At 64.5% G+C, this 26871-nt stretch carries 27 protein-coding genes and 1 pseudogene; 14 read left to right on the plus strand and 14 right to left on the minus strand.

All coding sequences use genetic code 11. The features are described from left to right. Positions 1–20 precede the first annotated feature (20 nt). A complete protein-coding gene (dcd, locus tag CKW13_RS08075; RefSeq protein ID WP_095108060.1) occupies positions 21–587 on the plus strand; it encodes a dCTP deaminase in 567 nt (188 codons plus the stop codon). A gap of 107 nt (positions 588–694) precedes the next feature. Next, positions 695–904: a hypothetical protein gene (locus CKW13_RS08080; RefSeq protein ID WP_095108061.1), complete on the plus strand. Its 210-nt coding sequence runs from the start codon at positions 695–697 to the stop codon at positions 902–904. Positions 905–912: 8 nt separating this feature from the next. Here the strand turns inward: CKW13_RS08080 and CKW13_RS08085 are convergent, their stop codons facing one another. The 5 genes from CKW13_RS08085 to CKW13_RS08105 form a co-directional block, all read right to left on the minus strand. Further along, positions 913–2028, minus strand: coding sequence for a succinylglutamate desuccinylase/aspartoacylase family protein (locus CKW13_RS08085; RefSeq protein WP_095108062.1), 1116 nt, complete (start codon positions 2026–2028; stop codon positions 913–915). Between the two features lie 101 nt (positions 2029–2129). After that, positions 2130–4562, minus strand: a complete 2433-nt coding sequence (locus CKW13_RS08090) for a penicillin acylase family protein (RefSeq protein ID WP_095108063.1) — start codon at positions 4560–4562, stop codon at positions 2130–2132. Positions 4563–4789: 227 nt separating this feature from the next. Continuing rightward, positions 4790–4999, minus strand: coding sequence for an SEC-C metal-binding domain-containing protein (locus CKW13_RS08095; protein ID WP_095108064.1), 210 nt, complete (start codon positions 4997–4999; stop codon positions 4790–4792). A gap of 94 nt (positions 5000–5093) precedes the next feature. Beyond that, complete coding sequence (locus CKW13_RS08100; protein WP_095108065.1) at positions 5094–5570, minus strand: YchJ family protein; 477 nt, start codon at positions 5568–5570, stop codon at positions 5094–5096. A gap of 4 nt (positions 5571–5574) precedes the next feature. Further along, positions 5575–6072 carry a DUF6231 family protein gene (locus CKW13_RS08105; RefSeq protein ID WP_095108066.1) on the minus strand — a complete coding sequence of 166 codons (498 nt, stop codon included), beginning with the start codon at positions 6070–6072 and terminating at the stop codon, positions 5575–5577. A 443-nt stretch (positions 6073–6515) separates the two neighbouring features. Between CKW13_RS08105 and CKW13_RS08110 the strand changes: the two genes are divergently transcribed. The 4 genes from CKW13_RS08110 (at position 6516) to CKW13_RS08125 (ending at position 9207) form a co-directional block, all read left to right on the plus strand. Then, the gene (locus CKW13_RS08110; RefSeq protein ID WP_095108067.1) at positions 6516–7211 is read left to right on the plus strand and encodes an OmpA family protein; all 696 of its coding nucleotides are present in this window, start codon (positions 6516–6518) and stop codon (positions 7209–7211) included. A 90-nt stretch (positions 7212–7301) separates the two neighbouring features. Further along, complete coding sequence (locus CKW13_RS08115; protein WP_095108068.1) at positions 7302–8027, plus strand: OmpA family protein; 726 nt, start codon at positions 7302–7304, stop codon at positions 8025–8027. Positions 8028–8177: 150 nt separating this feature from the next. Then, entirely contained in the window at positions 8178–8456 is a 279-nt protein-coding gene (locus CKW13_RS08120; protein ID WP_095108069.1) for a DUF1145 domain-containing protein, read from the plus strand. Further along, positions 8449–9207: a collagen-like protein gene (locus CKW13_RS08125; protein WP_095108070.1), complete on the plus strand. Its 759-nt coding sequence runs from the start codon at positions 8449–8451 to the stop codon at positions 9205–9207. Before CKW13_RS08120 ends, CKW13_RS08125 begins: the two co-directional genes overlap by 8 nt. A 4-nt stretch (positions 9208–9211) precedes the next feature. On the opposite strand, the gene CKW13_RS08130 is transcribed toward CKW13_RS08125, so the two are convergent. Then, positions 9212–9676: a DUF2269 family protein gene (locus CKW13_RS08130; protein ID WP_095108071.1), complete on the minus strand. Its 465-nt coding sequence runs from the start codon at positions 9674–9676 to the stop codon at positions 9212–9214. A 99-nt stretch (positions 9677–9775) separates the two neighbouring features. On the opposite strand from CKW13_RS08130, the gene dinG reads away from it, so the two are divergent. The 5 genes from dinG to pdxH all read left to right on the plus strand — a co-directional run bounded on the left by dinG (position 9776) and on the right by pdxH (position 17311). Then, positions 9776–11920, plus strand: a complete 2145-nt coding sequence (gene dinG / locus CKW13_RS08135) for an ATP-dependent DNA helicase DinG (RefSeq protein ID WP_095108072.1) — start codon at positions 9776–9778, stop codon at positions 11918–11920. Positions 11921–12008: 88 nt separating this feature from the next. Then, positions 12009–14207 (plus strand): beta-galactosidase, encoded by a 2199-nt coding sequence (locus tag CKW13_RS08140; RefSeq protein ID WP_141233954.1) that lies wholly within the window; start codon positions 12009–12011, stop codon positions 14205–14207. A 166-nt stretch (positions 14208–14373) separates the two neighbouring features. Then, entirely contained in the window at positions 14374–15519 is a 1146-nt protein-coding gene (locus CKW13_RS08145; protein WP_095108073.1) for a serine hydrolase domain-containing protein, read from the plus strand. Positions 15520–15658: 139 nt separating this feature from the next. Further along, a complete protein-coding gene (locus CKW13_RS08150) occupies positions 15659–16639 on the plus strand; it encodes an OmpA family protein (protein WP_095108188.1) in 981 nt (326 codons plus the stop codon). Between the two features lie 24 nt (positions 16640–16663). Beyond that, positions 16664–17311: a pyridoxamine 5'-phosphate oxidase gene (gene pdxH / locus CKW13_RS08155; RefSeq protein ID WP_095108074.1), complete on the plus strand. Its 648-nt coding sequence runs from the start codon at positions 16664–16666 to the stop codon at positions 17309–17311. 5 nt (positions 17312–17316) lie between these two features. On the opposite strand, the gene CKW13_RS08160 is transcribed toward pdxH, so the two are convergent. Further along, positions 17317–17553 carry a hypothetical protein gene (locus tag CKW13_RS08160; protein ID WP_095108075.1) on the minus strand — a complete coding sequence of 79 codons (237 nt, stop codon included), beginning with the start codon at positions 17551–17553 and terminating at the stop codon, positions 17317–17319. Between the two features lie 170 nt (positions 17554–17723). Here CKW13_RS08160 and CKW13_RS08165 point away from each other — a divergent pair, with 170 nt between their 5' ends. Then, complete coding sequence (locus CKW13_RS08165; protein ID WP_095108076.1) at positions 17724–18188, plus strand: glycine zipper 2TM domain-containing protein; 465 nt, start codon at positions 17724–17726, stop codon at positions 18186–18188. A 66-nt stretch (positions 18189–18254) separates the two neighbouring features. Here CKW13_RS08165 and nhaA read toward each other — a convergent pair whose 3' ends face one another. Beyond that, a complete protein-coding gene (nhaA, locus tag CKW13_RS08170; protein WP_095108077.1) occupies positions 18255–19442 on the minus strand; it encodes a Na+/H+ antiporter NhaA in 1188 nt (395 codons plus the stop codon). Positions 19443–19707: 265 nt separating this feature from the next. Here nhaA and CKW13_RS08175 point away from each other — a divergent pair, with 265 nt between their 5' ends. Then, entirely contained in the window at positions 19708–20802 is a 1095-nt protein-coding gene (locus tag CKW13_RS08175; protein ID WP_095108078.1) for a PLP-dependent cysteine synthase family protein, read from the plus strand. Between the two features lie 110 nt (positions 20803–20912). Here CKW13_RS08175 and CKW13_RS08180 read toward each other — a convergent pair whose 3' ends face one another. The 3 genes and pseudogenes from CKW13_RS08180 to CKW13_RS08190 all read right to left on the minus strand — a co-directional run bounded on the left by CKW13_RS08180 (position 20913) and on the right by CKW13_RS08190 (position 23697). Continuing rightward, positions 20913–22526 carry an NAD(P)/FAD-dependent oxidoreductase gene (locus CKW13_RS08180; RefSeq protein WP_095108079.1) on the minus strand — a complete coding sequence of 538 codons (1614 nt, stop codon included), beginning with the start codon at positions 22524–22526 and terminating at the stop codon, positions 20913–20915. A 111-nt stretch (positions 22527–22637) separates the two neighbouring features. Then, positions 22638–22931: pseudogene (locus CKW13_RS08185) on the minus strand (hypothetical protein); the annotation flags it as partial. A gap of 163 nt (positions 22932–23094) precedes the next feature. Further along, positions 23095–23697, minus strand: coding sequence for a short chain dehydrogenase (locus tag CKW13_RS08190; RefSeq protein WP_095108081.1), 603 nt, complete (start codon positions 23695–23697; stop codon positions 23095–23097). 105 nt (positions 23698–23802) lie between these two features. Here CKW13_RS08190 and CKW13_RS08195 point away from each other — a divergent pair, with 105 nt between their 5' ends. Next, positions 23803–24711, plus strand: coding sequence for a LysR family transcriptional regulator (locus CKW13_RS08195; protein WP_095108082.1), 909 nt, complete (start codon positions 23803–23805; stop codon positions 24709–24711). On the opposite strand, the gene CKW13_RS08200 is transcribed toward CKW13_RS08195, so the two are convergent. Genes CKW13_RS08200 through CKW13_RS08210 form a run of 3 tightly spaced genes read right to left on the minus strand, consistent with a single transcriptional unit; the run spans position 24660 to position 26865 of the window. Further along, positions 24660–25205: a DoxX family protein gene (locus CKW13_RS08200; protein ID WP_095108083.1), complete on the minus strand. Its 546-nt coding sequence runs from the start codon at positions 25203–25205 to the stop codon at positions 24660–24662. The two genes, CKW13_RS08195 and CKW13_RS08200, sit on opposite strands and share 52 nt — an antisense overlap. Further along, entirely contained in the window at positions 25202–25981 is a 780-nt protein-coding gene (locus CKW13_RS08205; protein WP_095108084.1) for a DNA-binding domain-containing protein, read from the minus strand. Before CKW13_RS08205 ends, CKW13_RS08200 begins: the two co-directional genes overlap by 4 nt. Then, on the minus strand, positions 25978–26865 hold the full coding sequence (locus CKW13_RS08210; RefSeq protein WP_095108085.1) for a DUF692 domain-containing protein: 888 nt from the start codon (positions 26863–26865) through the stop codon (positions 25978–25980). Before CKW13_RS08210 ends, CKW13_RS08205 begins: the two co-directional genes overlap by 4 nt. Positions 26866–26871 lie beyond the last annotated feature (6 nt).

The raw sequence follows: 26871 nt of genomic DNA on the forward strand, positions 1-26871 counted from the left end.
GCTATTTCAGGACACCCGCCATGAGTATCAAATCGGACAAGTGGATTCGCCGCATGGCGCAAGAGCACGGCATGATCGAGCCCTTCGTAGAGCGTCAGGTACGCGGCGAGGGCGCTGACCGGGTGATTTCCTTCGGGGTGTCGAGCTACGGTTACGACGTGCGTTGTGCTGATGAATTCAAGGTGTTCACCAACATTAACTCGGCCACTGTCGATCCGAAGAACTTCGATGAAAAGAGCTTCGTCGACGTCAAGAGCGACGTGTGCATCATCCCGCCCAACTCCTTTGCCCTGGCCCGCACCGTGGAATTCTTCCGCATTCCGCGCAACGTGCTGACCATCTGCCTGGGCAAGAGCACCTACGCGCGCTGCGGCATTATCGTTAACGTCACGCCGCTGGAACCGGAGTGGGAAGGCCACGTGACCCTGGAGTTCTCTAATACCACCACGCTGCCGGCCAAGATCTACGCCAACGAAGGCGTGGCGCAGATGCTGTTTTTCGAGTCCGACGAGCAGTGTGAAACCTCCTACAAGGACCGTGGCGGCAAGTATCAGGGCCAGCTCGGCGTCACCCTGCCTCGGACCTGATCCGAGTATCTGACAAACCGTGGGAATTCCTGGGCGTACCCGCACTCTACAAGCAGTACCGCTCTGGTTCGCGCAAGGCGAGCCGGGCCATCGCCCAGGAGTCCCCCATGAAGATCGATCCGCAAATCAGTGCTGAACTGGCGAGGCTTTCGCCCAATCAAGTTGGCGTGCTGGCTTGGTCATTGCTGGCCCATCCACCCGTGAGCATGGCAGGTGGTATTCCCGGCCAGCCTGACCCCGATACCCCCAACGAACAGCCCACCGAGCCCGGTGAACCCACCCTGCCGGACGAGCCGCCACCGGCCCCAGTGGCCTGACGCATCCCTCAAGGTGCCAGCAGGTAACCGCTGCGGTACGCGTTGGTGCCGGCGATGTGGGCGATGACCATGCCCGCCGTCGCCATGCGCCGTACCGTGCGGGCATAGAGCAACCCGGCGTTGGCGCAGTGGATAGGCGTGACGCTGTCGCCGATGGGGTCGATGATTTCTGCCACCAGTTGCCCAGCCTCCAGGTATTCGCCGGGCAGGGCAATGAACACCAGCAGGCCACCCACCGGGGTTTGCACCGGTTCCACGGCGGCCAGGGGCGTAGCCGGGTAGGGTAGCTCCGGCAACGGCGCAGGTTCGCCGCTGATGGCACCCTGGTGGGTCAGGTAGTCGATCACCGCCAAACAGTCGAGGCTGGCGAGGCCGTGGTTGACGTCGCCCTGGCCGCGCAATTCAACGGTCACCGCGATGGCGCCCAGGGGAATAGCGAAGCGCTCGCCAAAGCGTTCCTGCAACTGCAACCACACCAAACTGAAGCACTCGTCGAACGATTGCCCGCCCGAGTCGCTCGCCAGCAGGCTGGCCTCGGCGCCGATGTAGCGGGCCAGCGGTTCGATCTGCGCCCAGGCTTCGGGTGTGGTGTAGAGGTGGGCCACGGCTTCGTAGTCGCAATGCAGGTCTAACACGATGTCGGCGTCGCAGGCCAATAGTTGCAGGGTCAGGCGCTGGGATTGCAGTTGGGTACTGGCGATCTGCTGGGCCAGGGCCTCGCGCAGGGTGTCGCGGATCAGCCGCAGGTTGTGCCGTGGGTCATCGTTGAGGCGCTCCTCGACCCGGTTGCCGACCTCTTCGCCCAGGTCGGCGAAGTAGCGATTGAAGTTGTGCCCGCTCTCGAGCTCGTAACGGCCCAACGGCACGTCCATCAGCACTTGCGCCAGGCCGATGGGGTTGGCCACCGGCACCAGGACGATTTCGCTGCGCAGGCGGTCCTGCTTTTCCAGTTCGCCCAGGCGCTGCTTGAGGTGCCAGGCCAGCAGCATGCCGGGCAGTTCATCGGCGTGTAGGGACGCTTGAATATAGATTTTGCCGCCCCCCTCGGGCCCGAAGTGGAAGCTGTCGATCTGCCGCGCAGTGCCGGGCAGTGGGGCAAGCAGGTGCTGGATCTGGTGGCGCATATGCTCAAAGTCCTCATGAATCGGCCTGGCGGTAGATGCCCAGGGGTCGAGTGGGTGTACGCCCTGTGGGAGCAGGCTCCCACAGGTTGTTGCCTTTTCCCTTACTTGCCTGGCACCAACGTCAAGCGCGCCTTGCCGTAGGCACGCTCAAAATTCTGCGGTTGCAGCGGCAGGCTCTGGTACTGGCCCTTGAACCACGGGTCGAGGCCATTAAGGGCATTCGGGCTGGCCGGGTTGCCGGATTGGCCGCCCGCGTTCTGCACCATCAAGGGTTCCGGTTGGCCGAAATCGACGATAAAACGCACCGCCGACGCCCGCGTAGTGTTGAAGTCCTGGCCCCAGGCGTAGGCCGCAGCGTTCAGCGTGTTGTGGTCGCCCCCCGCCGCGTGCGGGCCACGCACGGTTTGGCCGCTGGCGTTTTTCCACTCATAAGCGTGCAGCTTGCCCCACTGCCAGGCCTTGCGGTCGGCGCCCATGCGTTGCGTGCCGGCGTCGATGGCCGCCGCCAGGCTGCGGGCGAGGATCGCCGGTTTGTCTTCCGTGCCGGGGGTGCGGGTGTCGTCCCAGAAGGGGCTGTCTTCGCGGCCCAGCAAGTGGTCGGCCTGGGCTGGGTAAGACAGGCTGGCGCTGGCGACAAACGCCTGCCACGCCGGGCTGGATTCGGGGCCCAGTTCGTCGAGGAAGATCTGTCGTGCACTTTCTTGCAGAAACAGTTCGTAGATCGCCGCGTCGGCCGACACCGGGCTGAGCCGGCCGTCGAACGCCAGCAAGCGGCTCAATGCCTCCCGCGCCTTGGCGCGCTGGGCTTCGGGCAGGGCATCGATGGCGTGCTTGAGCGGCTGGGCCATGCCCGGCGCCTCGAAGACTTTTTTCAGCTTGGCGGCGAAGGGCGTGGTCTGGTCGTACTGCATGGCGATCAGGCTGCGGCTGTCATGCTTGCCCGTGCCCGCCAGGGCGGCGAGGCGCTCGCCCCGTTCCGGTGCACTCCAGGAGTTGGACAACTGCATGCCGTAACCCTGGGGGATGACCCGTTGGTTGGCCGCGCCGAGCCAGCCCTGGGCCGGGTCTTGGTCGTAGGGGTGCAGCATCGGGTCGGCGTAACCGTCCCAGTCGTAGCGCCCCTCCCAGCCTGGCGAGGGCACGAGGCCCTGGCCGTCGCGGCGGTTGGGGAAGCGCCCGGTGACCTGCCAGCCGATGTTGCTGGCATCGGCAAACACCATGTTCAGGGCGATGGCGCGGATTTCCCGGCTGGCGTCCGAGGCTTTCTCGACATTGGGCGCGCGGGACAGGTCGAAGAACGCGTCCAGGCTCTTGTCGTCCTTGAGGCTCGGGGCTTGCAGGGCCAAGCCGTAGCCGCCGACGCTATTGAGAAGGGCGCCGTGGCGGGTTTCGTAGAGGGGCTCGCGAATCGGCCGCTGGCCTTTGACGAAATAGGTTTCGTTGCGCACCGCCGCGTTCAGCCATTTGCCGTTGGCTTCGTAGGTAAGGTTGCTGCCCTGGCGGCGGATTTTTTCCAAGAACAGGTCCTGATTGTCGCCCATCACCGCGCTCATGCTCCACGCCACTTTGCCGTTGAAGCCGCTGACGATCAGCGGCAACCCGGCCACGGTCATGCCGGCGGCCTGGTATTTGGGCGCGCGGATCTGCACCGGGGTCCAGAGCGACGGTACGGCCAGGGGCTGAACGCTGTCGCTGGCCAACAGGCTCTTGCCACTGCGCGAGCGCTGCGCGCCGATGGCCCAGTTGCTGGCGGCGGCGACATTGAGCAGGTTCATCGCCGCGAGGCGGGCGCTGGTCTGCTGCAACGCGGCCAGGCCCGGCACCTGGGTGGCGAGGTTGAGGCCCTTGAGTTTTTCCGCTTCGGCGAACGGCAGCATCTCATCCGGGTAGGACGGCGTGAGCCAGGCCAGTTTGTCTGCGCCGACCCTTTGCGCCAGCACCAGGGTGGCGAGTTCTTCGGGCAAGTTCGCCGATTGGCTGAAATTGAGCAGGGAAAAGATCAGTGCCGAGTCCTGGGGTTTCCAGTAGTCGGGCTTGTAGCCGCTGGCGGCGAGGTCCGGCGGCAGTTTGTCGCGGTAGCGGAACAGGTAGGCGTTGACGCCGCGCGCGTAGACCTCGAAGAAGCGCTTGAGGCGTGGCGACGAGGCGTTGTACAGCTCCTCGGCGCTCTTCTTGAGGTTGACCGCGCGCATCAGGCGATCGCCGTCGAGCGCCTCGCTGCCGGCCATTTCCGCCAAGCGGCCCTGGGCCAGCAGGCGCATGGTGAGCATTTGCGTAAGGCGATCGCTGGCGTGCACGTAGCCAAGGGTGAACAGCGCATCGTGGAAGCTGTTGCTCTCGATCAGCGGCATGCCCACGGGCGTGCGGCGTACCGAAACGTTCTGTGCCAGCCCTTTGACCGCTTGCACGCCCGAGGCGGGCGGGAGGCTGTCCTGGGCGTTCCAGGACTGACATCCGGTCAGGCCCAGCGCACCGGCCACTGCTGCGGCAACGCCGAACCGGGGAATGAATTGAGTAAAGGCTGGCGAGGCCATGGCGGAACTCCTACGCGGGGTGGTGCGAATAAAGGCGCTACGTTAGTGAGCGGCAGGAGCCTGCGCAAGCAGGGGCGCAGGTTATTTCGTGGCGGGAGAATCAGGCCCAGCATGCGCCCGGTGGCAGCGAGCCGGCTCGCGATGGCGGCGGGCTCGGCCCCGCTGCGTCAACAGAGAGCCGCTCTCGCGAGCCGGCTCGTTCCCACAGGGGAGAGGTGTTTAAGGCCTCACGCGCCGTGGCATTTTTTGAATTTCTTGCCGTTGCCGCAGGGGCAAGGGTCGTTGCGGCCGACGTCTTTGAGGGCGTTGCGCACCGGCTCCTGGTGGGCGTGGCCGCAGTTCGGGCCGTGAACGTGGCCATGGTCGTGGGCATGCTCGTGTTGATGCTCGTGGTCGTGATTGCAATCAGGGCCGTGGACGTGAGGGGTTTGGGTCATGGGGGGTTACTCCGCAGGAAAAATCGGCGGCGATTATCGCGCCAATGTACGGCGCGTGCACGCTGGGCATGAGGAATAATCCGCCGCCGCGGTTTCAGGGTGTGAAATAGCTGGCGCAGCACTTCTTGAATTTCTGCCCGCTGGCACAGGGGCAGGCGTCGTTGCGCCCGGCCTTGAGCACTACGGTGGGGTCGATGAAGTACCAGCGCCCATTGTTTTGTACGAAAGAGGAACGTTCGCGGTGGCTGTGTTCGCCGCTGTCGTCGTGCCAGCGGGCGGTGAAGGTGACGAAGGCGTGTTCCGGTTGGCCGCCGAATACTTCGCGGCTTTCCACCTCCAGGCCCAGCCAGGTGCTGCCCGCGCTCCAGTCGGCCATGGCCTGGCGGTCCAGGCCTGCTTGCTGGGCAGGCAGGGTGGTGGCCACCAGGTAATCCACCAGGCCCAGCACGTAGGCGCTGTAGCGCGAGCGCATCAGGGCCTCGGCGCAGGGCGCGGGTTGGCCCGCGTGATAGTGGCCGCAGCAGGCGTCGAGCAGGGTGCCGCTGCCGCAAGGGCAAATCGAAGTACTCATCGTATTACCACCAATACTTGCCGAAGTTTTCCGGGTTTGCCCAGAATCGCGCGTTGAGCCAGTCGGGCACTTGCTTGTAGTCAAGCAGATCGTAGGTAAACAGGGTCAGCACCTGTGCCTCGCGCTCGAAACGCTCGCTGGCTTGCAGGGCCAGGGAGAAAAAGTCTGTCTCTTGCCAGCCGCAGGCCGAAAGGTCCGCCAGCACGGCGATGCGGCTGGCGTTGAGGTTGCGGATGCCACCCAGCAGGTTCAGGCCATCGCGCTTGGGCAGGTGTTCGAGGCAGTCGAGCACCAGGGCCAGGTCAAAGCGTTGGCCGGCCAGGTGGGCGGGCAATGGCCCGGGTTGAGCCTGGGCGATGGTGCAGCCGGGGTGGGCCTGGCGGAACGCGGCCAGGGCCGGGAAGTCGCCAGCGCCGACCAACAACAGGCGCTGCGGGGCGTAGCGGGCGAGCAAGGCCGCCAGGGCCTGCTGGGGCGTGCGCGAAGAAATACCTGCGGTCATTGAAGTTCCTCGGTCAGAGCGGGCAAGACTAGCGCGGCGCAGGGCCAGGGCCTAGGGGTAGGGGGCAAATAGCGGCCCGGGCTATACGCCTGTGGGAGCAACTGTCTTACCCCTGCCATTCGCCACCGCCACTGCGTGCCGCCATCGCGAGCAGGCTCGCTCCCACAGAGGAAAAATGAAAATCTCGCCCGCACCACCGTGCAACTGTAGGAGCGGGCCTTGCCCGTGATGAGGCAGGGGCAGGCGATGCACGTCTGGCGGCGGTATGCCGCCATCGCGAACAAGCGCTCCTACAAGGGGCGTCATCCACAGCGCTGGCCTCTAACCGCCACACCCCCGTGAACACGGGGTGAGGTCGTTGATGGCCTATTGCTGGCGGATATTAAAAGGGCAGTCTTTACTGCCTGAATCGGTTTTAAGCCGATCCCTCAGGAGAGCACTCGATGAGCATCATTCGCACAGCACTTCCCTTGGTTCTGCTAACCAGTGTGTTGACTGGTTGCGCAGGTTTGCAGAAAACCGACTGGCCAACCTGCGCCGCCGTTGGTGGTGTGGTGGGCGCGGGCCTGGGGGCGACGGAAAGTACGTCCTGGGCCGGCGGTGGCGCGCTGGTGGTGGGCGGCTTGGCGGCGGCCTATTGCTGGGTTCATGGCGATGGCGACGAGGACGGCGACGGCGTGCCGGACAGCCGCGACAAGTGCCCGGGCACGCTTAAAGGGGTGCAGGTCGATGCCAATGGTTGCCCGCCAGAGCCGGTCGCGGTGGTGGTCGAGGAAGTGGTGGTGGTTAAGGAAGAAACCATCGTGATCCGCGATGTGCTGTTCGAGTTCGACTCGGCGCGCCTCACCAGCGCCGACAAAACCAAGCTCGACACCATCGCCACGCGCCTCAAGCAAGAAGCGCCGAGCGCCCAATTGCGGGTCAGCGGCCACACCGACAGCGTGGGCAGCGACGCCTATAACCAGAAACTCTCGGAAAAACGCGCCCATTCGGTAACCGAGTACCTGATCGGCGCGGGTGTGCCGCGCAGCAACTTTGTCTCGGTGGTCGGTGCCGGTGAGAGCCACCCGGTGGCGGATAACAAAACCGCCGACGGCCGTGCCTCGAACCGCCGCGTGGAAATCCAAATCAACCGCTAGAAGCCAATCAAACCGCGGCTTGTGTAGTCGCGGATGCGGGTCTTTACTCCTGTGTGACCGGTATGGGCCGGTAACACAGGAGCATTCAAAATGAGATTTTTCTCACGAGTCGCGTTACCGGTTCTTCTGCTGAGCAGCCTACTGACAGGTTGCGCAACCCACAGCGATGGCACAGCCCCCCTCAATCAACGCACCTGGCCGATTTGCAGCCTGCTCGGTGGCCTGGTGGGCGGCGGCTTGGGCGCGATAGAAAGCAGCGCCTGGGCGGGCGGCGGCGCGGCGTTGGGCGTCTTGGCCGGTGGCCTGATTTGCTATGCCCAGGATGGCGATGAAGACAGCGACGGTGTGTTCGACCGCCGCGACAGTTGCCCCGACACCCCGCAAAATACCGAAGTGGACAACCGCGGTTGCCCGGTCCCGCAGTACCCGGCCAGCGTCAAACCGGCCGAACCGGTGGCGCCGCAGAGTGAAGTCATCACCCTCAGCGACCAGGGCGATGTGCTGTTTGCCTTCGATTCCGCCGAGTTGACCTCCGCCGCCCGCGGCACCCTGACGGCATTGATGAGCAAGCTCAACAACGCCGACGTGGTGAGCATCAAGGTGGTTGGCCACACCGACAGCCAGGGCAGCGACGCCTATAACCAAAAACTCTCGGAGCGCCGCGCCAGCAGCGTCGCCGCGTTCCTCCTCAGTAATGGCCTGGCGCCAGAGAAACTCACCAGCCAAGGCCTGGGCGAGAGCCAGCCAGTGGCCGACAACAACACTGAAGAAGGGCGTGCGCAAAACCGCCGCGTGGAATTGCAGATAGGCCGTTGACTGCTCTATAAAGGCAGGGCCGCCGGGCCGGGATGGGCCGGTGGCCCAATGCTCTATTCGAGAATTATTTGCATTAAGTGCTGGCAAATTTGCATCAGACGCCGATACTGTGCGCGCCAATAAAACCGCTCAAATCAACAAGGGGGGCGCATGAAAGTGTTCTGGGGGCTGGGTAAATGCTTGACCTTAGTGTTCTGGCTGGTGGTGCTGTTCAACCTGCATCAACCGCTGATTAACCCGTTCGACGTACTGGTCAGCCTAGCGGGCAGCCTGTTGCTGCTGACCCATGTGTTGGAACTCGTGCTGTTCAATGGCAGCCTCAAAGGCCGCCGCCACCCTTGGCGTGACCGCTTGCAGATCTTGCTGGTGGGCATTTTCCATATCCAAACCCTTCCGGCCCCGGCCGTGACCGAGGCCCACCATGCGTAACCTGTGTTTGCTTGCCGCCCTTTGCAGCCCGTTGGCCTTCGCCCAGTCGGTGACGGTGCAACCCAACTCCCTACTGCGCCTGCCCAATACCACCAGCACCCTGCAATTGGAACGCCTGGACGTGGCGGACTACGCCACCCTGCTGATCCCGGCCAACGTGACCCAGGTCGAGGTGGGCCAGTTGCACCTGGGCCACGAAGCACGCATCGCTATCGTGCCCGCCGAGCAGGGCCTGCAACTGCGTGTGGCCCATGCGCAATTGGGCACCGGCAGCCAGATCACTTCGCGGGGGGCGCCGGGCAACTACCTTAAAGCGGCCAAACCGGGGCGCAACCTGGAGCTGCGCATTGATTCGCTCAAAGCCGAACAATTGTCGGTGGACGCCCGTGGCGGCGCCGGCGCGCCGGGCTATGCGGGCCTGGACGGCGCCAACGGCAAGGCCCCGGGTTGCACCTGGGGCCAGGCCGGGCGCGGGGCCGATGGCGACAACGGCGGCGATGGCCACCCCGGCGCAGCGGGCGCCCAGGTACGCCTAGCGCTGCCCCACGCTTACCCGCAGGCGCAAATCAAGGTGTTGGTGGACGGCGGCGCCGGCGGTTTGCCCGGCTCGGCGGGTAAGCCGGGTGCCGGTGGCCAGTCCAAGGGCTGCATCGTCTACCGCGCCGACGGCGGTAAAAGCGGCCGCCCCGGCGCCCAAGGCCAACCCGGCCCGGCAGGTGAAGCCGGCTCGGTGACCCTGCAACGCCTGTAACGCCTCACAACCCCGGGCGTGCCGCCGCGATGGCCACCAGGCTCAACCCGACCAGCAGGTTGATTCCCACTAAGCGGCGGATCGAACCCAGGGCGGCGGCGCCCGCCGCCCAGTCCTCGGCCTGCACCGCTTGGCGCAACAACGGCAGTTGCAGGGCCTGGATGCGGATAAACAGCGCCGTCATCACCACGTACAGGCCCATCATCACCTGCACATAGCGCGGCGCGGTCTCGAACCCGTTGAAGCGCAAGTGCATCAGCCCCGTGCCGCTGATCGGCAACAGCACCACCGCCACCCACACCCACACGAAAAACCGGGGGAACACATCGGCCCACAGCGTCAGGCGCGCTGGGCCTTGCAGCGCCTTAACGGCGGCGGGGCGCAAGACCATCCAGGCGAAAAACATACCGCCGACCCACACCAGCGCGGCCAGCACATGGAGGGTGTAAAGAAGGGCAAAGACTGTCATGGGGGTACTCCGTTCTGCGCGGGATTAATTAGCGGGGTATGATAGCGGCCGATCCGAACCACTGAAAATTTATCCAGCGTTTTGCGCGCCCAGACAACCATGATTAGCACCGAACTCAAAACCACGATCCAGGGCGCCTACTCGCGTTTTCTCGAAGCCAAGAGCCTCAAGCCGCGTTACGGCCAGCGCCTGATGATTGCCGAAGTGGCCAAGGTCCTGGGCGATATCGATACCGACGACGAAGGCCGGCGCAGTGGCGACCCGGCGGTGGTGGCGGTGGAGGCCGGCACCGGTACGGGCAAGACCGTGGCCTACAGCCTGGCCGCCATCCCCACCGCCAAGGCCGCGGGCAAGCGCCTGGTGATCGCCACCGCCACCGTGGCCCTGCAAGAGCAGATCGTCTACAAAGACCTGCCCGACCTGATGCGCAACAGTGGCCTGAATTTCACCTTCGCCCTGGCCAAGGGGCGCGGGCGCTACATGTGCCTGTCCAAGCTCGACATGTTGCTGCAAGAAGGCCACGCGCAAACCGCCACGGCCCAGCTGTTTGAAGAAGAAGGCTTCAGGATCGAGGTCGATGAGGCCAGCCAGAAGCTGTTTACCAGCATGATCGAAAAACTTGCCGGCAATAAATGGGACGGCGACCGCGACAGTTGGTCCACCGCCCTGGAAGACGCCGACTGGGCGCGCCTGACCACCGACCACAGCCAATGCACCAACCGCCACTGCCCCAACTTCGGCCAGTGCGCCTTTTATAAGGCCCGCGAAGGCATGGGCAAGGTTGACGTGATCGTCACCAACCACGACATGGTCCTGGCCGACCTGGCCCTGGGCGGCGGCGCCGTGCTGCCGGACCCGCGCGACACCCTCTACGTGTTCGACGAAGGCCACCACCTGCCCGACAAGGCCATCGGCCATTTCGCCCACTACACGCGCCTGCGCTCCACCGCCGACTGGCTGGAAACCACCGCCAAGAACCTCACCAAATTGCTCGCCCAACACCCGCTGCCCGGCGATTTAGGCAAGTTGATCGAGCAGGTGCCGGAGCTGGCGCGCGAGATCAAGACCCAGCAGCAGTTCATGTTCACCGCGTGCGAGCAGGTGGCCGACTTCAAACCCGGTGAAGACGTCGAGGGCCGCGAGCGCCCGCGCCACCGTTTTGTCGGCGGGGTGATCCCCGAGCACATGCGCGAAATGGGCATCGAGTTGAAGAAGGGGTTCTCGCGCCTCACTGACCTGTTCACCCGCCTCACCGACCTGCTCAAGGAAGGCATGGACGGCGAGGTCAACATCGGCATCGCCAGCAACCAGGCCGAGGAGTGGTACCCGCTGTTCGGCAGCCTGCTGTCGCGCTCGCAAGGCAACTGGGAGCTGTGGACCGCGTTCACCGTCGAAGACCCGGACGACAACCCGCCCATGGCGCGGTGGCTGACCCTGGCCGAAAGCGGTTCGCTGTTCGACATCGAGGTCAACGCCAGCCCCATCCTGGCCGCCGAGATGCTGCGCCGCAACCTGTGGAACGTGGCCTACGGCGCCCTGGTAACCTCGGCCACCCTGACTGCTCTGGGCACCTTCGAGCGTTTTCGCATGCGGGCCGGCCTACCGAAAAAAGCCGTCACCGCCGTAGTTCCCAGCCCCTTCCACCACGCCGACGCCGGCGTGCTGCGGGTGCCCGACCTGCGCGCCGACCCCCGCGACGCGGCCGCCCACACGGCGGCGATCATCCGCGACCTGCCTGCGTTGGTGGAAGGCTCGCGTGGCACCCTGGTGCTGTTTTCCTCGCGCAAACAGATGCAGGACGTGTTCGATGGCCTGGAGCGCGACTGGCGCAAGCAGGTGTTTATCCAGGGCAACCTGTCCAAGCAGGAAACCCTGAACAAGCACAAGGCGCGGGTCGATGGCGGTGATTCCAGTGTGCTCTTCGGCCTGGCCAGTTTCGCCGAGGGCGTGGACTTGCCGGGCGCCTACTGCGAGCACGTGGTGATCGCCAAGATCCCGTTTTCCGTGCCGGACGATCCGGTGGAAGCGGCGCTGGCCGAATGGATCGAGGCCCGGGGCGGCAACCCGTTCATGGAAATTTCCGTGCCCGACGCCTCGCTCAAACTGGTCCAGGCCTGCGGGCGCCTGCTGCGCACCGAACAGGACCGGGGCACCATCACCCTGCTGGACCGGCGCCTGGTCACCCAGCGCTACGGCAAAGCCATCCTCAATGCGCTGCCGCCGTTTCGCCGGGAAATTTCCTGAAGTGGCGTGGGCCTTTGCGCCCACGCCCGTCTGATATCCACCTTCGCACGCTGGCCAAACCCTGGTCGTTAGGGAGAAACCCGTACCCATGATTCGCCGTTCGTTGCCCGCCGTATTTGCCCTGATGTTCGCCGCGCCCCTGTGGGCCGCCCCCCAGACCCTGTTCAACTTCGTGCGCCCCGCCGAAGTGGTACGGGTGTTGACCGAGGACACCCGCCTGCCGCAATCGAACGCCGAGCAAACGGCTGAAGGCGAGGTACTGCGCCGGGTGATCTTCAACCCCAGCCCCCGGCCAACCTTGCGCCTGGCCCCACAAACCGGTGCGTGGGACTGGTCCAGCGCCGAGGCCATGAGCCTGCGCCTGCAAAACGGCATGAACTGGGCGGTGACCCTGCACATCACCGTGCAAAGCAACGACGGCCGCACCTTGGTCAGCCGCATCGACCTGCCGGCCGGCCCGGCGCAGACCCTGCTGGTGCCCTTGCAGGCCACATCGCCCCTGGCCCGGGGCATGACGGCCGGGCCGCCGATGCCGATTACCGTGCAGGGCCAGCGCATCCTGCTGGCCAGCAGCGCCGGGGCCATCGACCGCAGCCAGGTGGTTTCGGTGGCGCTGTCGATGGACCAGCCCCGGGCGGCGCAGAGCCTGCTGCTGGAACGCTTCGGCACCCAGGACATGGGCGCGGTGGTCGAGGCGGCCTACGGCGCGGTAGTGGACGCCCATGGCCAATCCACCCGCGCACGCTGGCCGGAAAAAATCGCCAGCGACGAACAGCTCAAGACCCACGCCGCCCGCGAGCAGCAGCAACTCGACACCTGGCTCGCTCAGCGCCAGCAGGCCACCCTGGACCTGTATGGCGGTTCGATCGCCGTGCCGGCCTTCAGTGCCAGCGGCTTCTTTCGCACGCAAAAGCGCGGCGAGCGCTGGTACCTGGTGACGCCGTTGGGGCACGCCTTCTATTCCCTGGGGGTCAACGCCGTGGCGGCGGATGCCGGGCGCACCTACGTCGCCGGCCGCGAGGCGATGTTCAGCGCCTTGCCCGAAGCCGGCACGCCCCTGGCGGCCTACTACGGTGCAGGCGATAACCGTGGCGGCAACGGCGCGGATCAGGGCCGAGGGTTCAACCACGGGCGCTGGTTCGACTTTTATGGCGCCAACCTGCAACGCACCTACGGCCAACCCTGCCTCGATGAGGCCGCACCGTGCCCGCCGATGGCCTTCGACGAGCAACGCTGGGCCCGTCATACCCTCGACCGCTTGCAGGCCTGGGGCTTCAACACGGTGGGCAACTGGAGCGCGCCCGTGCTGGGCAACAGCGACCGCGTGCCCTACACCCTGGCGCTGTCCATCGTCGGCGATTACGCCAGCGTCAGCACCGGCAGCGACTGGTGGGGCGCCATGCCCGACCCCTTCGACCCACGCTTTGCCATGGCCACCGAGCGCGCGGTGGCGATTGCTGCCCGCGATCACCGCCAGGACCCTTGGCTGATTGGCTACTTCGCTGACAACGAACTGGCCTGGGCCGGCCCCGGCGACACGCCCCAGGCGCGCTATGCCTTGGCATTGGGCACTTTGCGCCTGACCACCGACGCCCCGGCCAAGCGCGCCTTCCTCAAGCAATTGCGCGACAAGTACCGCAACCAGGCCGGGTTGTCCCAGGCCTGGGGTATCGAATTGAGCGCGTGGGAACTGCTGGAAGACCCGGGCTTCGCGGCGCCGCTGCCCAGCGCCGAACACCCGCAGATCGAAGCCGACTACCAGCATTTTCAGCAGGTATTCGCCGACACCTACTTCAAGACCATCGCCGATTCGCTGCAATGGCACGCGCCCAATCACCTGCTGCTGGGCGGCCGGTTTGCCGTCAACACGCCCCAGGCCTTACAGGCCTGCGCCCGGTACTGCGACGTGTTGAGCCTCAACCTCTATACCCTCAAACCCCAGGACGGCCATGATTTTGTTGCCCTGCGGGCGCTGGACAAACCGGTGCTGATTAGCGAGTTCAACTTCGGCTCCCGGGACCGCGGGCCGTTCTGGGGCGGCATCACCGAACTGGCTCGCGAAGAAGACCGCGGCCCGGCCTACGCGCACTTTCTCCAGCAGGCCCTGGCCGAGCCGTCGATTGTCGGCGTGCACTGGTTCCAGTACCTGGACCAACCCGTTACCGGGCGCCTGCTGGACGGCGAAAACGGCCACTTCGGCCTGGTGGGCATCACCGACGTGCCGTTCCAAGACTTTGTGCAGAGCGTGCGTAAAAGCAACCTGCAAGCAATCGAAACCCTACCGTAGCAAGCGCGCTTGCCCGGGCTGGGATGCGAAGCGCCCCGTTATGATTCATCCCCGGCACCATTGCGCAGCCGAACGCGGCCAAGCTCGCTCGCTACCGTTCCCAAAACCCTCCAAGGCTGGAACAATGCGGGCCACTTTGTAACGCGAAAAAACGGGGGAGCACCGGGTGCAGATTCAGGGTCATTACGAGCTTAAATTCGAAGCCGTGCGCGAAGCCTTCGCGGCGCTGTTCGACGATCCCCAGGAACGTGGCGCGGCGCTGTGCATCCAGGTCGGCGGGGAAACCGTGGTCGACCTCTGGGCCGGCACCGCCGACAAGGACGCCAGCGTGGCCTGGCACAGCGACACTATTGCCAACCTGTTCTCCTGCACCAAGACCTTCACCGCCGTCACCGCCCTGCAACTGGTGGCCGAAGGCAAGTTGCAGCTCGATGCCCCGGTGGCCCGCTACTGGCCCGAATTCGCGGCGGCGGGCAAGGAAGGCGTGACCCTGCGCCACCTGCTCAGCCACCGCGCGGGCCTGCCGGCGTTACGCGAGCTGCTGCCGCCCGAGGCGCTGTATGACTGGAACACCATGGTCACGGCCCTGGCGGCAGAAGCGCCATGGTGGACCCCCGGCGAAGGCCATGGTTATGCCGCCATCACCTACGGCTGGCTGGTGGGCGAATTGCTGCGCCGCGCCGACGGCCGTGGCCCCGGCGAGTCCATCGTGGCGCGGGTGGCACGGCCCTTGGGGCTGGATTTCCATGTTGGCCTGGCCGATGAAGAGTTCCACCGCGTCGCCCATATCGCCCGGGGCAAAGGCAACGTCGGCGACGCCGCGGCCCAGCGCCTGCTGCACGTGACGATGCGCGAACCCACGGCCATGACCACCCGGGCGTTCACCAACCCGCCGTCGATCCTCACCAGCACCAACAAACCCGAATGGCGGCGCATGCAGCAACCGGCCGCCAACGGCCACGGCAACGCCCGCAGCTTGGCGGGGTTCTACAGCGGCCTGCTCGACGGCAGCCTGCTGGAAGCCGACATGCTCGAAGAACTGACCCGCGAACACAGCTTGGGCGAAGACAAGACCCTGCTGACCCGCACCCGGTTCGGCCTGGGCTGCATGCTCGACCAACCGGATGTGCCCAACGCCACCTTCGGCCTCGGCCCACGGGCCTTCGGCCACCCGGGCGCGGGCGGCTCGGTGGGGTTCGCCGACCCGCAGCATGACGTGGCCTTTGGCTTCGTCACCAACACCCTGGGGCCCTATGTGCTGATGGACCCACGGGCGCAGAAACTGGTACGGGTACTGGCCGGCTGTCTGTAAGGGCAAACACGGCAGGAACCCTGTGCTATTTGTGTTTTCCAACGGGCTGTTTGTGCGTGGTGTGGGCGCCCGCTTGCTACAACAACAGCCGCAGTTCGGCCCGCTGCCGATTTTTTTCATCTCATTTTTTGGATTTTCAATGTCATCTCATAAATTCGTCGCGCTGGGGCTTTGCCTGGCGATCACCGGTTGCGCACAGACGCCTCAATCCGATTCCGATGGCGGCCACTGGTGGCAGTTCGGTTCTTCCGAAAAAGTCGCCGAGCAGCGCCCGGCCCCTGTGCCTGCCAAACCTGCGCCAGTGGTAGCCAAGGCCGAAACCGGCGGCAACTGGTGGTGGCCGTTTGGCGGCAAGGATAAAGCCGCGACCAAGGCCGTGCCCATGCCCGACCCAAAAATCACCCAGGCCTGGCTCGATGACTACGAACCGCGCCTGCGCACGGCCATCAAGGACAGCAACCTGGAGCTGGAGCGCCGGGAAAACGTGCTGGTGGTGACGGCGCCGGTGGACGGCTCGTTCAACCCGGATCGCCCGGCCATGCTGCTGCCCGTGACCCTCGGGCCGTTCACCCGGGTGGCGAAGATCCTCGAAGTGGACCCCAAGACCGCCGTGCTGGTGCTCGGCCACGCCGACACCTCGGGGGCTGCACCGGCGAACCTGAAGTTGAGCCAGGAGCGCGCCCAGTCGGTGGCCTCGATCTTCCGCCTCAGCGGCTTGCAGCGTGATCGCCTGAGCCTGCGCGGTATGGGCTCGGACGCCCCGCGCGCGGCCAATGACAGCGTCGAAGGGCGCGCCCTGAACCGCCGTGTGGAAATCCTCCTCACGCCCCAAGCCACCATGCTGGCCCTGCTGAGCAAGTACAACATGCCGGCGCCGGCCCCTGTGCGCCTGGTGGCCGTGCAGGACGTCAAGCCCGCCGCCAAGCCCGCCGTGGCCCCGGCCGTGGCAGCCAAGAAAGCCGTGCCAGCGAAAAAACCGGCCGCCACCAAAAAAGCGGCGGTCAAGGCCCCGGCCAAGAAGCAACCGGCCAAGACCCCAACGCCGGCGAAAAAACCTGTTCCGGCCAAGGCTGCCAGTACCGCGAAAAAAGTCGCGGCGGCCGATACCGTCAAAAAATAACGCTGCTCGAACAAGGAAAGCGCCATGACTCAAGCCCTGGCCGATATGCGCCGCGACTACATCCGCGATGGCCTCACCGAAGCCCAGGCGCCCGGTGAGCCGTTCGCACTGTTTCACCAATGGTTCGCCGAGGCGGTAAAAACCGAACAGCCGCCGGTGGAGGCCAATGCCATGACCCTGGCCACGGTCGACGAGGAGGGCCGCCCCCATTGCCGCATCCTGTTGCTCAAGGGCCTGGACGAGCAGGGCTTCACCTTCTTCACCAACTATGAAAGTGCCAAGGGCCGGCAACTGGTGGCGCGGCCGTTTGCGGCCATGACGTTTTTCTGGCCGACCCTGGAGCGCCAGGTACGAATCGAAGGGCGGGTGGTCAAGGTCACGGCGCAGGAGTCTGATGCCTATTACCAAGTGCGGCCGCTGGGCAGCCGCCTCGGTGCCTGGGCTTCACCCCAGAGCCGGGTGATTGCCGATCGCCAGGAACTCGAAGGCTTGCTCAAGGCCACCGAGGCGCGTTTCAGCGACAGCCAGCCCGATTGCCCGCAGCATTGGGGCGGCTATCGCCTGCTGCCCGAGCGCATCGAGTTTTGGCAGGGCCGGGCGAGCCGCTTGCATGATCGCCTCAACTACCGCGCGCAGGGCGGCGGCTGGCTGCGCGAACGACTGGCGCCCTGAGCAGTCTACTGCTCGCGGTACTGCGCCGCGCTGGCCTCTAGCCACTGCGGTAGGTCGCGGCGCTTGATCTTCTGGGCGTGGGCGTTGGCCAGTTGTTCAAGCATGAAGGCTTTTTTACGGGGATCGTTGCCAGCCATGGACAGGGCCAGGTCGCGATCCACCCAGCGCTTGATCCGCACATAGAGCCACCAGTGAAAGTACAGCCCGGCCAGGGTGGTGGCGACGATGATGAAGTAATCCATGGAAATCCTTGGGTGTGCGGCGCAGTTTGTAGGAGTTGGCGCTACTGTTTGATGAAAGATCGGTTGCGCCTGTACGGCGCCTGAATGGAAACATGTTAATCCCCACGGCGCCGTGACAGGCGTCAAGCTGCGCAGTTTAATGAATACCTGTCCTTTTTGGAGTTGATGCTATGCGCAAGTCTGTTCTGCTGGTTGCTACCTTTTCCACCCTGGCGATGCTGCTCACCGGTTGCCAGTCGAGCCTGACCGGCGACTCCTATTCGCGCGATGAAGCACGCCGCGTGCAGTCGATCCGTCTGGGCACCATCGAATCCCTGCGCCCGGTCAAGATCGAAGGCACCAAGACCCCTATCGGCGGTGCGGCAGGTGCAGTGATCGGCGGCGTTGGCGGTAGCGCCATCGGTGGCGGTCGCGGCAGCATTGTGGCCGCCGTGATCGGTGCCGTGGCCGGTGGCCTGCTGGGCTCGGCCACGGAAGAAGGCCTGACCCGCACCCAGGGCGTGGAAATCACCGTTCGCGAAGACGACGGCAGCATCCGCGCCTACGTGCAGCAGGTTCAGGAAAACGAGATTTTCCGCGTTGGCGAGCGGGTGCGTATCTCCACCGTGGGTGGCACCAGCCGCGTTTCCCACTGACCACGGGCCGCAAAAACAAAACCCCGATCAGGCGACTGATCGGGGTTTTGTGCTTTCAGGTTGGCGTTACTTGATAACGGCGCTGTTTTTGCCGCTGGCCATGGCGGTTACCGCGTAGCCCAGCAGGGCGGCGAGGATGGAGCCGGTGAGAATGCCCATGCGGTCCATGCCTGCGTATTCACTGGCCCCGGGGATAAAGGCCAGAGAGCCGACGAACAGGCTCATGGTGAAACCGATCCCGCACAGGATCGCCACGCCGAACACCTGGCCCCAGTTGGCGCCGGTGGGCAGGGCGGCGATGCCGATCTTCACGCTCAGCCAGGTCAGGCCGAACACCCCGACTGTCTTGCCCAGCAGCAAGCCCGCGGCGATGCCCATGGGCACGTGGTGGGTGAAGCTCTCCAGGTTCACGCCCGCCAAGGACACGCCGGCGTTGGCGAAGGCGAACAGCGGCAGGATGCCGAAGGCGACCCACGGATGCAGCGCATGCTCCAGGCCCAGCAATGGCGAGGGCTCGGCGTTTTTCGTGCGCAGCGGGATGCAGAAGGCCAGGGTCACGCCGGCCAGCGTCGCGTGTACGCCGCTCTTGAGTACGCAGACCCACAGGATCAGGCCGACGATCATGTACGGCCCGAGCTTGACCACCCCGAGGCGGTTCATTGCAATCAACGCCACCAGGCAGGCCGCGGCCAGCATCAGCGACAGGGTCGAGAGTTCGTGGGAGTAGAAAATCGCGATGACGATAATGGCGCCCAGGTCGTCGATGATCGCCAGGGTCATCAGGAACAGCTTGAGGGACACCGGCACTCGCTTGCCCAGCAGCGCCAGCACGCCCAGGGCGAAGGCGATGTCGGTGGCCATGGGGATCGCCCAGCCGCCGAGCGCCGCCGGGTTGTCCTTGTTGAGGAACCAGTAGATCAGCGCCGGCACCACCATGCCGCCAATGGCGGCTGCGCCGGGCAGCACCACTTGCGAGGGTTTGGACAGGTGGCCTTCCAGCAGCTCGCGTTTGACCTCCAGGCCAATGAGCAGGAAGAACAGGGCCATCAGGCCATCGTTGATCCATAGCAGCAGGGGCTTGGCGATTTGCAAGGCGCCGACCTGGGCGACCACGGGGGTCTCCAGCAGGCCGTTGTACAGCCACGACAGCGGTGAGTTGTTGATAATCAGAGCCAGGGCTGCAGCGGCGATCAATAACAGACCGCTGGCAGCTTCCAACTGAAAGAAACGCGTGAAAGTGCTACGCAGAGGCAAGGTCGCTCTCCATTCTGGAATTCAAAAGGTGGCACACCCTAACCCGTACCGATGGTTGTTAAAACAAAAGTTATATTCTTTTTTGTTATATGCGGACGGGGCAGTTGTGCCGCAGGGAGCCTAGCAGTTGCGGGGCGAATTGAGATGCAGCTGTACCTGTGCTTAATGTAGGAATATTCCTAATCTGTGTAGTCCTCATCAGCCAAGCGCTGTCAGTCACCTTCTAGCGCCCCCGTAAAGCGCTTGAGTTCACCGAGAAAACACCATGAACGACCCCCGGCAGTGGGCCCGTGAAGCCATTCGCATTATCGAGGCCGACTTCCAGCGTAGCGCCGACACTCACCTGATTCCGTTGCCGCTCCCCGGGTTTACGGGAATCGACCTGTATTTCAAGGACGAATCCAGCCACCCCACCGGCAGCCTCAAACATCGCCTGGCCCGCTCCCTGTTCCTGTATGCGCTGTGCAATGGCTGGCTCAAACCCGGCGCGCCGGTGATCGAGGCGTCCAGCGGTTCGACGGCGATTTCCGAGGCTTATTTCGCCCGTTTGCTGGGCTTGCCGTTTATTGCGGTGATGCCCGCCAGCACGTCCCAGGAAAAAATCGCGCAGATTGCCTTCTATGGCGGCCACAGTCATTTGGTCCAGGACCCTACGCAGATTTACGCCGAATCCGAGCGCTTGGCCCGCGAACACGATGGTCATTTCATCGATCAGTTCACCTACGCCGAGCGGGCGACGGACTGGCGGGCGAACAACAACATTGCCGAGTCGATCTTCCAGCAGATGCGTTTCGAGCGTTATCCGCTGCCCAGTTGGCTGATTTCCAGCCCCGGCACGGGCGGCACCACGGCCACCCTGGGGCGTTATGTGCGCTATCGCCAGCACTGCACCCGGGTGTTATGCGCCGACGCTGAACGCTCGGTTTTTTTCGACTATTACCAAAGCGGCGACGCCAGCCTGCGCCTTGATTGCGGTTCGCGGATCGAGGGGATCGGCCGGCCACGGGTCGAGGCGTCTTTTCTGCCCAAGGTCATCGACGCCATGGTCAAGGTGCCGGATGCGTTGTCCCTGGCGGCCATGCATTACCTGGCCGAGCGCCTGGGCCGACGGGTCGGAGGGTCCAGCGGCACTAACCTGGTGGGCGCGTTGATGGCCGCGCAGCAGATGGCGGCGGCGGGGGAGCAGGGTTCGATCGTGGCGATTCTGTGCGATGGCGGTGAGCGCTATGCCACCAGCTACTACGACCCACAATGGCTCAAGGCCCAGGGCTATGAGTTGAGCGGGTTGATCGCTACCGTGGCGGCCAGCGTCGAGCAAGGCGCGCCGCTGCCCGAGAGCGTGCTGCGCGCCAATCTCTAAACACTGTGGGAGCGAGCGTGCCCGCGATGAGGCCTCAGCGCCTCGAGTGACTGGCACGCCGCTATCGCGAGCAGGCTCGCTCCCACAAGGGCTTGCATTGGCTGGGGGCTTTAGGCCTCCAGCCCCAGCATGTCCCGCGCCACGGCTTCGGCGATGCGGATGCCGTCCACGCCCGCCGACAGAATCCCGCCCGCGTACCCCGCGCCTTCGCCAGCCGGGAACAGGCCCTTGACGTTCAGGCTCTGCATCGACGCGTCGCGGGTGATGCGCAACGGCGATGAAGTGCGGGTCTCGATGCCGGTCAACACCGCGTCGTACAGCGAGTAGCCCTTGATCTGCTTCTCAAAGGCCGGCAAGGCTTCGCGGATGGCTTCGATGGCGAACGCCGGCAGGGCCTGCGCCAGGTCACCCAGGGCAACCCCCGGCTTATAGGACGGCTCGACGCTGCCCAGGGCCGTGGACGGTTTGCCGACGATAAAGTCGCCCACCAATTGTGCCGGGGCTTCGTAGTTGCTGCCGCCGAGCACAAAGGCGTGGGATTCGAGGCGTTCCTGCAACTCGATGCCCGCCAGCGGGCCGCCGGGGAAATCCACCTCCGGAGTGATACCGACCACTATGCCGGAGTTGGCGTTGCGCTCGTTACGCGAGTATTGGCTCATGCCGTTGGTCACCACCCGGTTCGGCTCGGAGGTGGCGGCGACCACGGTGCCACCGGGGCACATGCAGAAGCTGTAGACCGAGCGGCCGTTCTTGGCGTGGTGCACCAGTTTGTAGTCGGCGGCGCCCAGTTTCGGATGGCCGGCGTATTTGCCCAGGCGCGCGGCGTCGATCAGCGATTGCGGGTGCTCGATGCGAAAGCCCACGGAAAACGGCTTGGCTTCCATGTACACGCCACGGCCGTGGAGCATGCGGAAGGTGTCGCGGGCGCTGTGGCCCAGGGCCAGGATCACGTGCCGCGAGTGCAGTTGTTCGCCGCTGGCCAACTCGACGCCGGTCAACTGGCCGTCTTCGATCAGCACATCGGTGACGCGCTGCTGGAAGCGCACTTCACCGCCCAGGGCGATGATCTGTTGGCGCATGTTTTCCACCACGCCGGTGAGGCGGAAGGTGCCGATGTGGGGCTTGCTGACGTAAAGGATTTCGTCCGGCGCGCCGGCCTTGACGAACTCGTGCAGGACTTTACGGCCGTGGTGCTTGGGGTCCTTGATCTGGCTGTAGAGCTTGCCATCGGAGAACGTCCCCGCGCCGCCCTCGCCAAACTGCACGTTGGATTCGGGGTTGAGCACGTTCTTGCGCCACAGGCCCCAGGTGTCCTTGGTACGCTGGCGCACTTCGGTGCCGCGTTCGAGGATGATCGGCTTGAAGCCCATTTGCGCCAGCAGCAGGCCGGCGAAAATCCCGCAGGGGCCGAAGCCCACCACAATCGGGCGCTCACTCAGGCCTGCCGGGGCCTGGCCGACCACTTTGTAGCTGATGTCCGGCGCCACGTTGACGTTACGGTCATCGGCGAACTTGCGCAGCAGCGGTTCTTCATCGCGCACTTGCAGATCGACGGTGTAGATAAAGCACAGCTCGGACGACTTCTTGCGCGCATCGTAGCTGCGCTTGAACAGGGTGAAGTCGAGGAGGTCGTCACTGGCAATGCCCAGGCGCTGCACGATGGCAGGGCGCAGGTCTTCATCGGGATGGTCGATCGGCAGCTTGAGTTCGGTGATTCGTAACATGACAGTATCCGGTTCGCGAGGGCGCACAAACGCGCCAAAGGCGTTTCACAAACCGGCGATTATAGGCGCTAACGCCCCGTTGCCGGGAGGTTAAAACCGCAACCCGCCAAATCAGCCGCTGCGCGCTCCGTCAAAATACCCGCAACCGCGCTGCACCTGGCCGTTGATCCGCAGCTCGGCGCTCAAGGGCCGCACGGTTGAATCCCCTGCGTCGACACAGCGTTGCGGCGCGACCCACAGCTCGATGTGCTGGCCATTGGCGTCGCTGGTCAGGCTGAACCGCCCTTCACCGGCCTGTTCTTCCAGGTAAGGCAGCGCCAGGGGCGCCTGCCCGGCCCGTTCCAGCAGCAGGCCCTTGCCGTTGACCGTGACGCTCCACTGTGGCGCGTGGCCATTGGCGTGCAGGGTCTGGCCGGCGTTGGCGCTGGGGTCGGGTTGGCTTATCAGCCACGAACAACCGGAAAATAGCGGGAGCAGGGCAACAAACAGCAAGGAACGGGCGGCGCGCATCGGGGAGTCTCCAGACAAGTGCCGCCACGTTACTCAGGCTGATCCTTCATCACAAGGACTAGTAGCCAACATGAAAGGTCTGGCCAGTTTGTAGGCCTTCGACGCTTTTTGCGTAGGCCAGTGCTACATCGGCAGCGGGAACGGGTTTGTAGCCTCGGAAGTACGGGGCATAGCTGCCCATGGCTTCGACCAACACATTGGGGCTCACCGAGTTGATGCGCAGGCCCCGGGGCAATTCGATGGCCGCTGCGCGCACGAAGCTGTCCAGGGCGCCGTTGACCAAGGCCGCCGAGGCGCCGCTGCGGATCGGATCCTGGCTGAGGATGCCGCTGGTGAACGTGAACGAGGCGCCGTCATTGGCGAATTCGCGGCCGATCAGCAGCAGGTTGACCTGGCCCATCAGTTTGTCTTGCAGGCCCAGGGCGAAGCTTTGGCTGCTCATTTCGGCCAGCGGTGCGAAGGTCACGTTGCCGGCGGCGCATACCAGGGCATCGAACTTGCCGGTTTTTTCAAAGAGGGCACGGATCGAGGCGCTGTCGCTGATATCCACTTGGAAATCGCCGCTGCTGCGGCCAATGCGGATGACTTCATGGCGTTGCGCGAGCTCTTTGTCGACCGCCGAACCGACAGTGCCATTGGCGCCAATCAATAGGATTTTCATCGGGATGTTTCCTCATTGGAGTGAATGAGGCCTGAGTCTAGAGTGGTTTTTAATCGGGAAAAGCGCGCTAATAGGCAACCTTTGGTTTTTTATTGGAAACAGTCCATGAGCGAAATGGATGACTTGGCGGCATTCGCCACCCTGATCGAGGCCGGTAGTTTCACCCTGGCGGCGCAGCGCCTGGGGTGCAGCAAGGGCCAGTTGTCCAAGCGCATCAGCCTGCTGGAGGCGCGTTTCGCGGTGGTGCTGGTGCAGCGCACCACCCGGCGCCTGAGCCTGACGGCGGCGGGCGCGGCGTTGCTGCCCCAGGCGCAGGCCCTGGTGGTGCAACTGGAGCGGGCACGCCAGGCCCTGGCACGGTTGAAGGATGATATGGCGGGGCCGATTCGGCTGACGGTGCCGGTGTCGTTGGGCGAGACGTTTTTCGATGGATTGCTGCTGGAGTTTTCCCGCCAGTACCCGCAGGTGCAGATCGAGTTGGAGCTCAACAATAGCTACCGCGACCTGTCCCGCGAAGGGTTCGACCTGGCGATCCGCTCCCAGGTGGGCAACGACGAGCGACTGGTGGCCAGGCCCTTGCTGGCGTGGGAGGAAATGACCTGCGCCAGCCCTGCTTACCTTGAGCAGTTCGGTGAGCCGCAGACTCCGGCAGCCTTGGCCGAGCACCGCTGCCTGCTCAATAGCCACTACAGCGGCCGCGAAGAGTGGTTGTACCACCAGCAACATGAACTGCTGCGGGTGCGGGTCAGCGGGCCGTTTGCCAGCAATCACTACAACCTGCTGAAAAAAGCGGCCCTGGTGGGGGCGGGAGTCGCTCGCCTGCCTTCTTATATGCTGCACAGCGAGCTGGCGGATGGGCGCTTGTGCTGGTTGCTGCGCGACTACCAGACCCGCCGCACGCCCATGTACCTGGTGCACCCCTATCAGGGCGGCCTGCCCCGGCGCACCCAGGTGCTGGCCGATTACTTGATTGGCTGGTTCAAGCGCAGTGGCGAGGCACTGGACCGGTTGTAGCGCCGGGCGATGAGCGCGTCGAGGGCAATGGCGCCGGGGCCCCGGGCCATCAGGTAGAGCAGGACCGCGGCCCAGGTGCCGTGGGTGGCGTAGGCATCGGGATAGACGAAGAACTGGATGGTCAGGGTCATGGCCAACAGTGCCGCCGCCGAGAAGCGCGTGGCCAGGCCTAGCAGAATCAACACCGGGAACACATGTTCGGCCACGGTGGCCAGGTAAGCCGCCCACTCTGGGGGAAGGAGCGGTAAGCGGTACTCGTGGCGAAACAGGAACAGGGTGGCGTCGGCCAACCGTGGCATGGCGAATTGGAACTGCCCGCTGACCAGATCGACGACCAGGCCTTCGACCTTGGTTTGCCCGGATTTCCAGAACACAGCGGCGATGGAAAAGCGCGCGAGCAAGGCGATCAGGCTATGGGGGATTTTTTCCAGCAAGGCGATGCCGCGTTGCAGCAGGCAGGGCCGGGCATTGCAGGTGTTGGGGGGCGTGTTCATGGCGAAACCCTCGGGGGGTGGTACAGCTCGGTGATGACGTTGTGGCCAATGAGCAAGGCGAGGCATTGGCTCAAGTCGAATTCGGGTGCGACGTTTTGGCCGCACGATGCGGCCCGGCCCAACGGCCAGCCACTTTGCAGGCCGCGGATGAAAGCGATTGAGCCTGGGTCTACGGCAAAGACTTCAACGTGTTGACCGTTGCGCAATACCAGGGCGTTTTGCCCTTCCAGTAGATCTAGGCCTGGCAGCAGGCCCTGCGGCTGCTGATGCGCAGCCCAGATTGCAACCACTGCGTAGCTGGAATTCAGGGTGCTGACCGAGGGATGCAGTTGAAGGTGCAACAGGTCTGGCGCTTGGCAATCGCTCAGCGCGGCACCTATCTGTTCGTGGAGCAGGGGCACCGCATCGGCGGCGTGATAGGCCTGTACCCGCAGCCGCTCCAGGCGCGCGATATCGGCGAGGTAAGGCACGCAGGAGGCGGGGCTGAAGCCTTCGATGAAGTGCGCCAGTTCATTGCCGTATTCAATCAGCCGGGGGTTGAGTGGTGGATGCTGGCTGATGAACTGGCGGGCCATGGCGCTGAAAAACTCATCGCCCACCAGTTGCGCGACGACCGGGTAGTGGTCGGTGAGTGCACCGATCAACGATCGCAGCACATTGTTGCGGTAAACCGCGAAGCGGCTCGCCGGATCGGCACCGTTGCGGCAGAACAGGCCGGGGGGGCAGTTTTTTTGTGGGTCCAGCAGTGCTTCGGCAAATAGGGTGTGAGTGTTCATGGGCCAGCCTGCATGACGTTGAGCAGCGCTTGCGCCTGGCGTGCCTCGGCGTGGAGCACGGCGAACGGTGGTACCCGGTTGTCCCGCTCGATCAGGGTGGCCACCGGGCCGCAGCGCTTGAGCACTTCGCGGTACAGCGCCCACACGGCGGCGTCGACAGGGGCGCCGTGGTCATCGATCAGCAGGCGTTCGCCCAGGCTGTCGGTGTCTTCGGCGAACCCGGCCAGGTGAATCTCGCCCACGGCCCACAATGGCAGTGCGTCGATATAGGCCAAGGGGTGGCGCTGGTGGTTGACGCTGCACACGTAGGCGTTGTTGAGGTCCAACAGCAAGCCACAGCCTGTGCGGTGCACCACTTCGCGGATAAACATCGCTTCATCCATGCTTGATTGGCGAAATTCCAGGTAGGTGGCCGGGTTTTCCAGGAGCATGGGGCGCTTGAGGGTGTTCTGCACCTGGTCGATGTGGTCGCAGACGCGGTGCAGGGTGGGTACGTCGTAGGCCAGGGGCAGTAGGTCGTTGAGAAACACCGGGCCATGGCTGGACCAGGCCAGGTGTTCGGAAAAGGCTTGGGGCTGATAGCGCTCGATCAATCCGGCCAGGCGCCCCAGATGTTCTCCATCCAGCGCCCCCTGGGTGCCGATCGATAGGCCAACGCCATGTAGCGACAGCGGATAGTGTTCGCGGATCAACCCCAGGTAGTGATGAAAGGGCCCGCCGGCCACCATGTAGTTTTCGGCGTGCACCTCGAAGAAGCCGATGTCTGGTTTGGTCTCCAGGACATCGCGAAAGTGTTCGCTTTTAAGCCCCAACCCGACACTGAGGGGCAGCTCGCCGTGGCGGGCCTGAGTGCGATGGCGCAGGGGCTGCGATGAGAGAGACATGTTCAA

This window comes from Pseudomonas sp. Irchel 3E20 (assembly GCF_900187645.1).
Taxonomy (GTDB): domain Bacteria; phylum Pseudomonadota; class Gammaproteobacteria; order Pseudomonadales; family Pseudomonadaceae; genus Aquipseudomonas.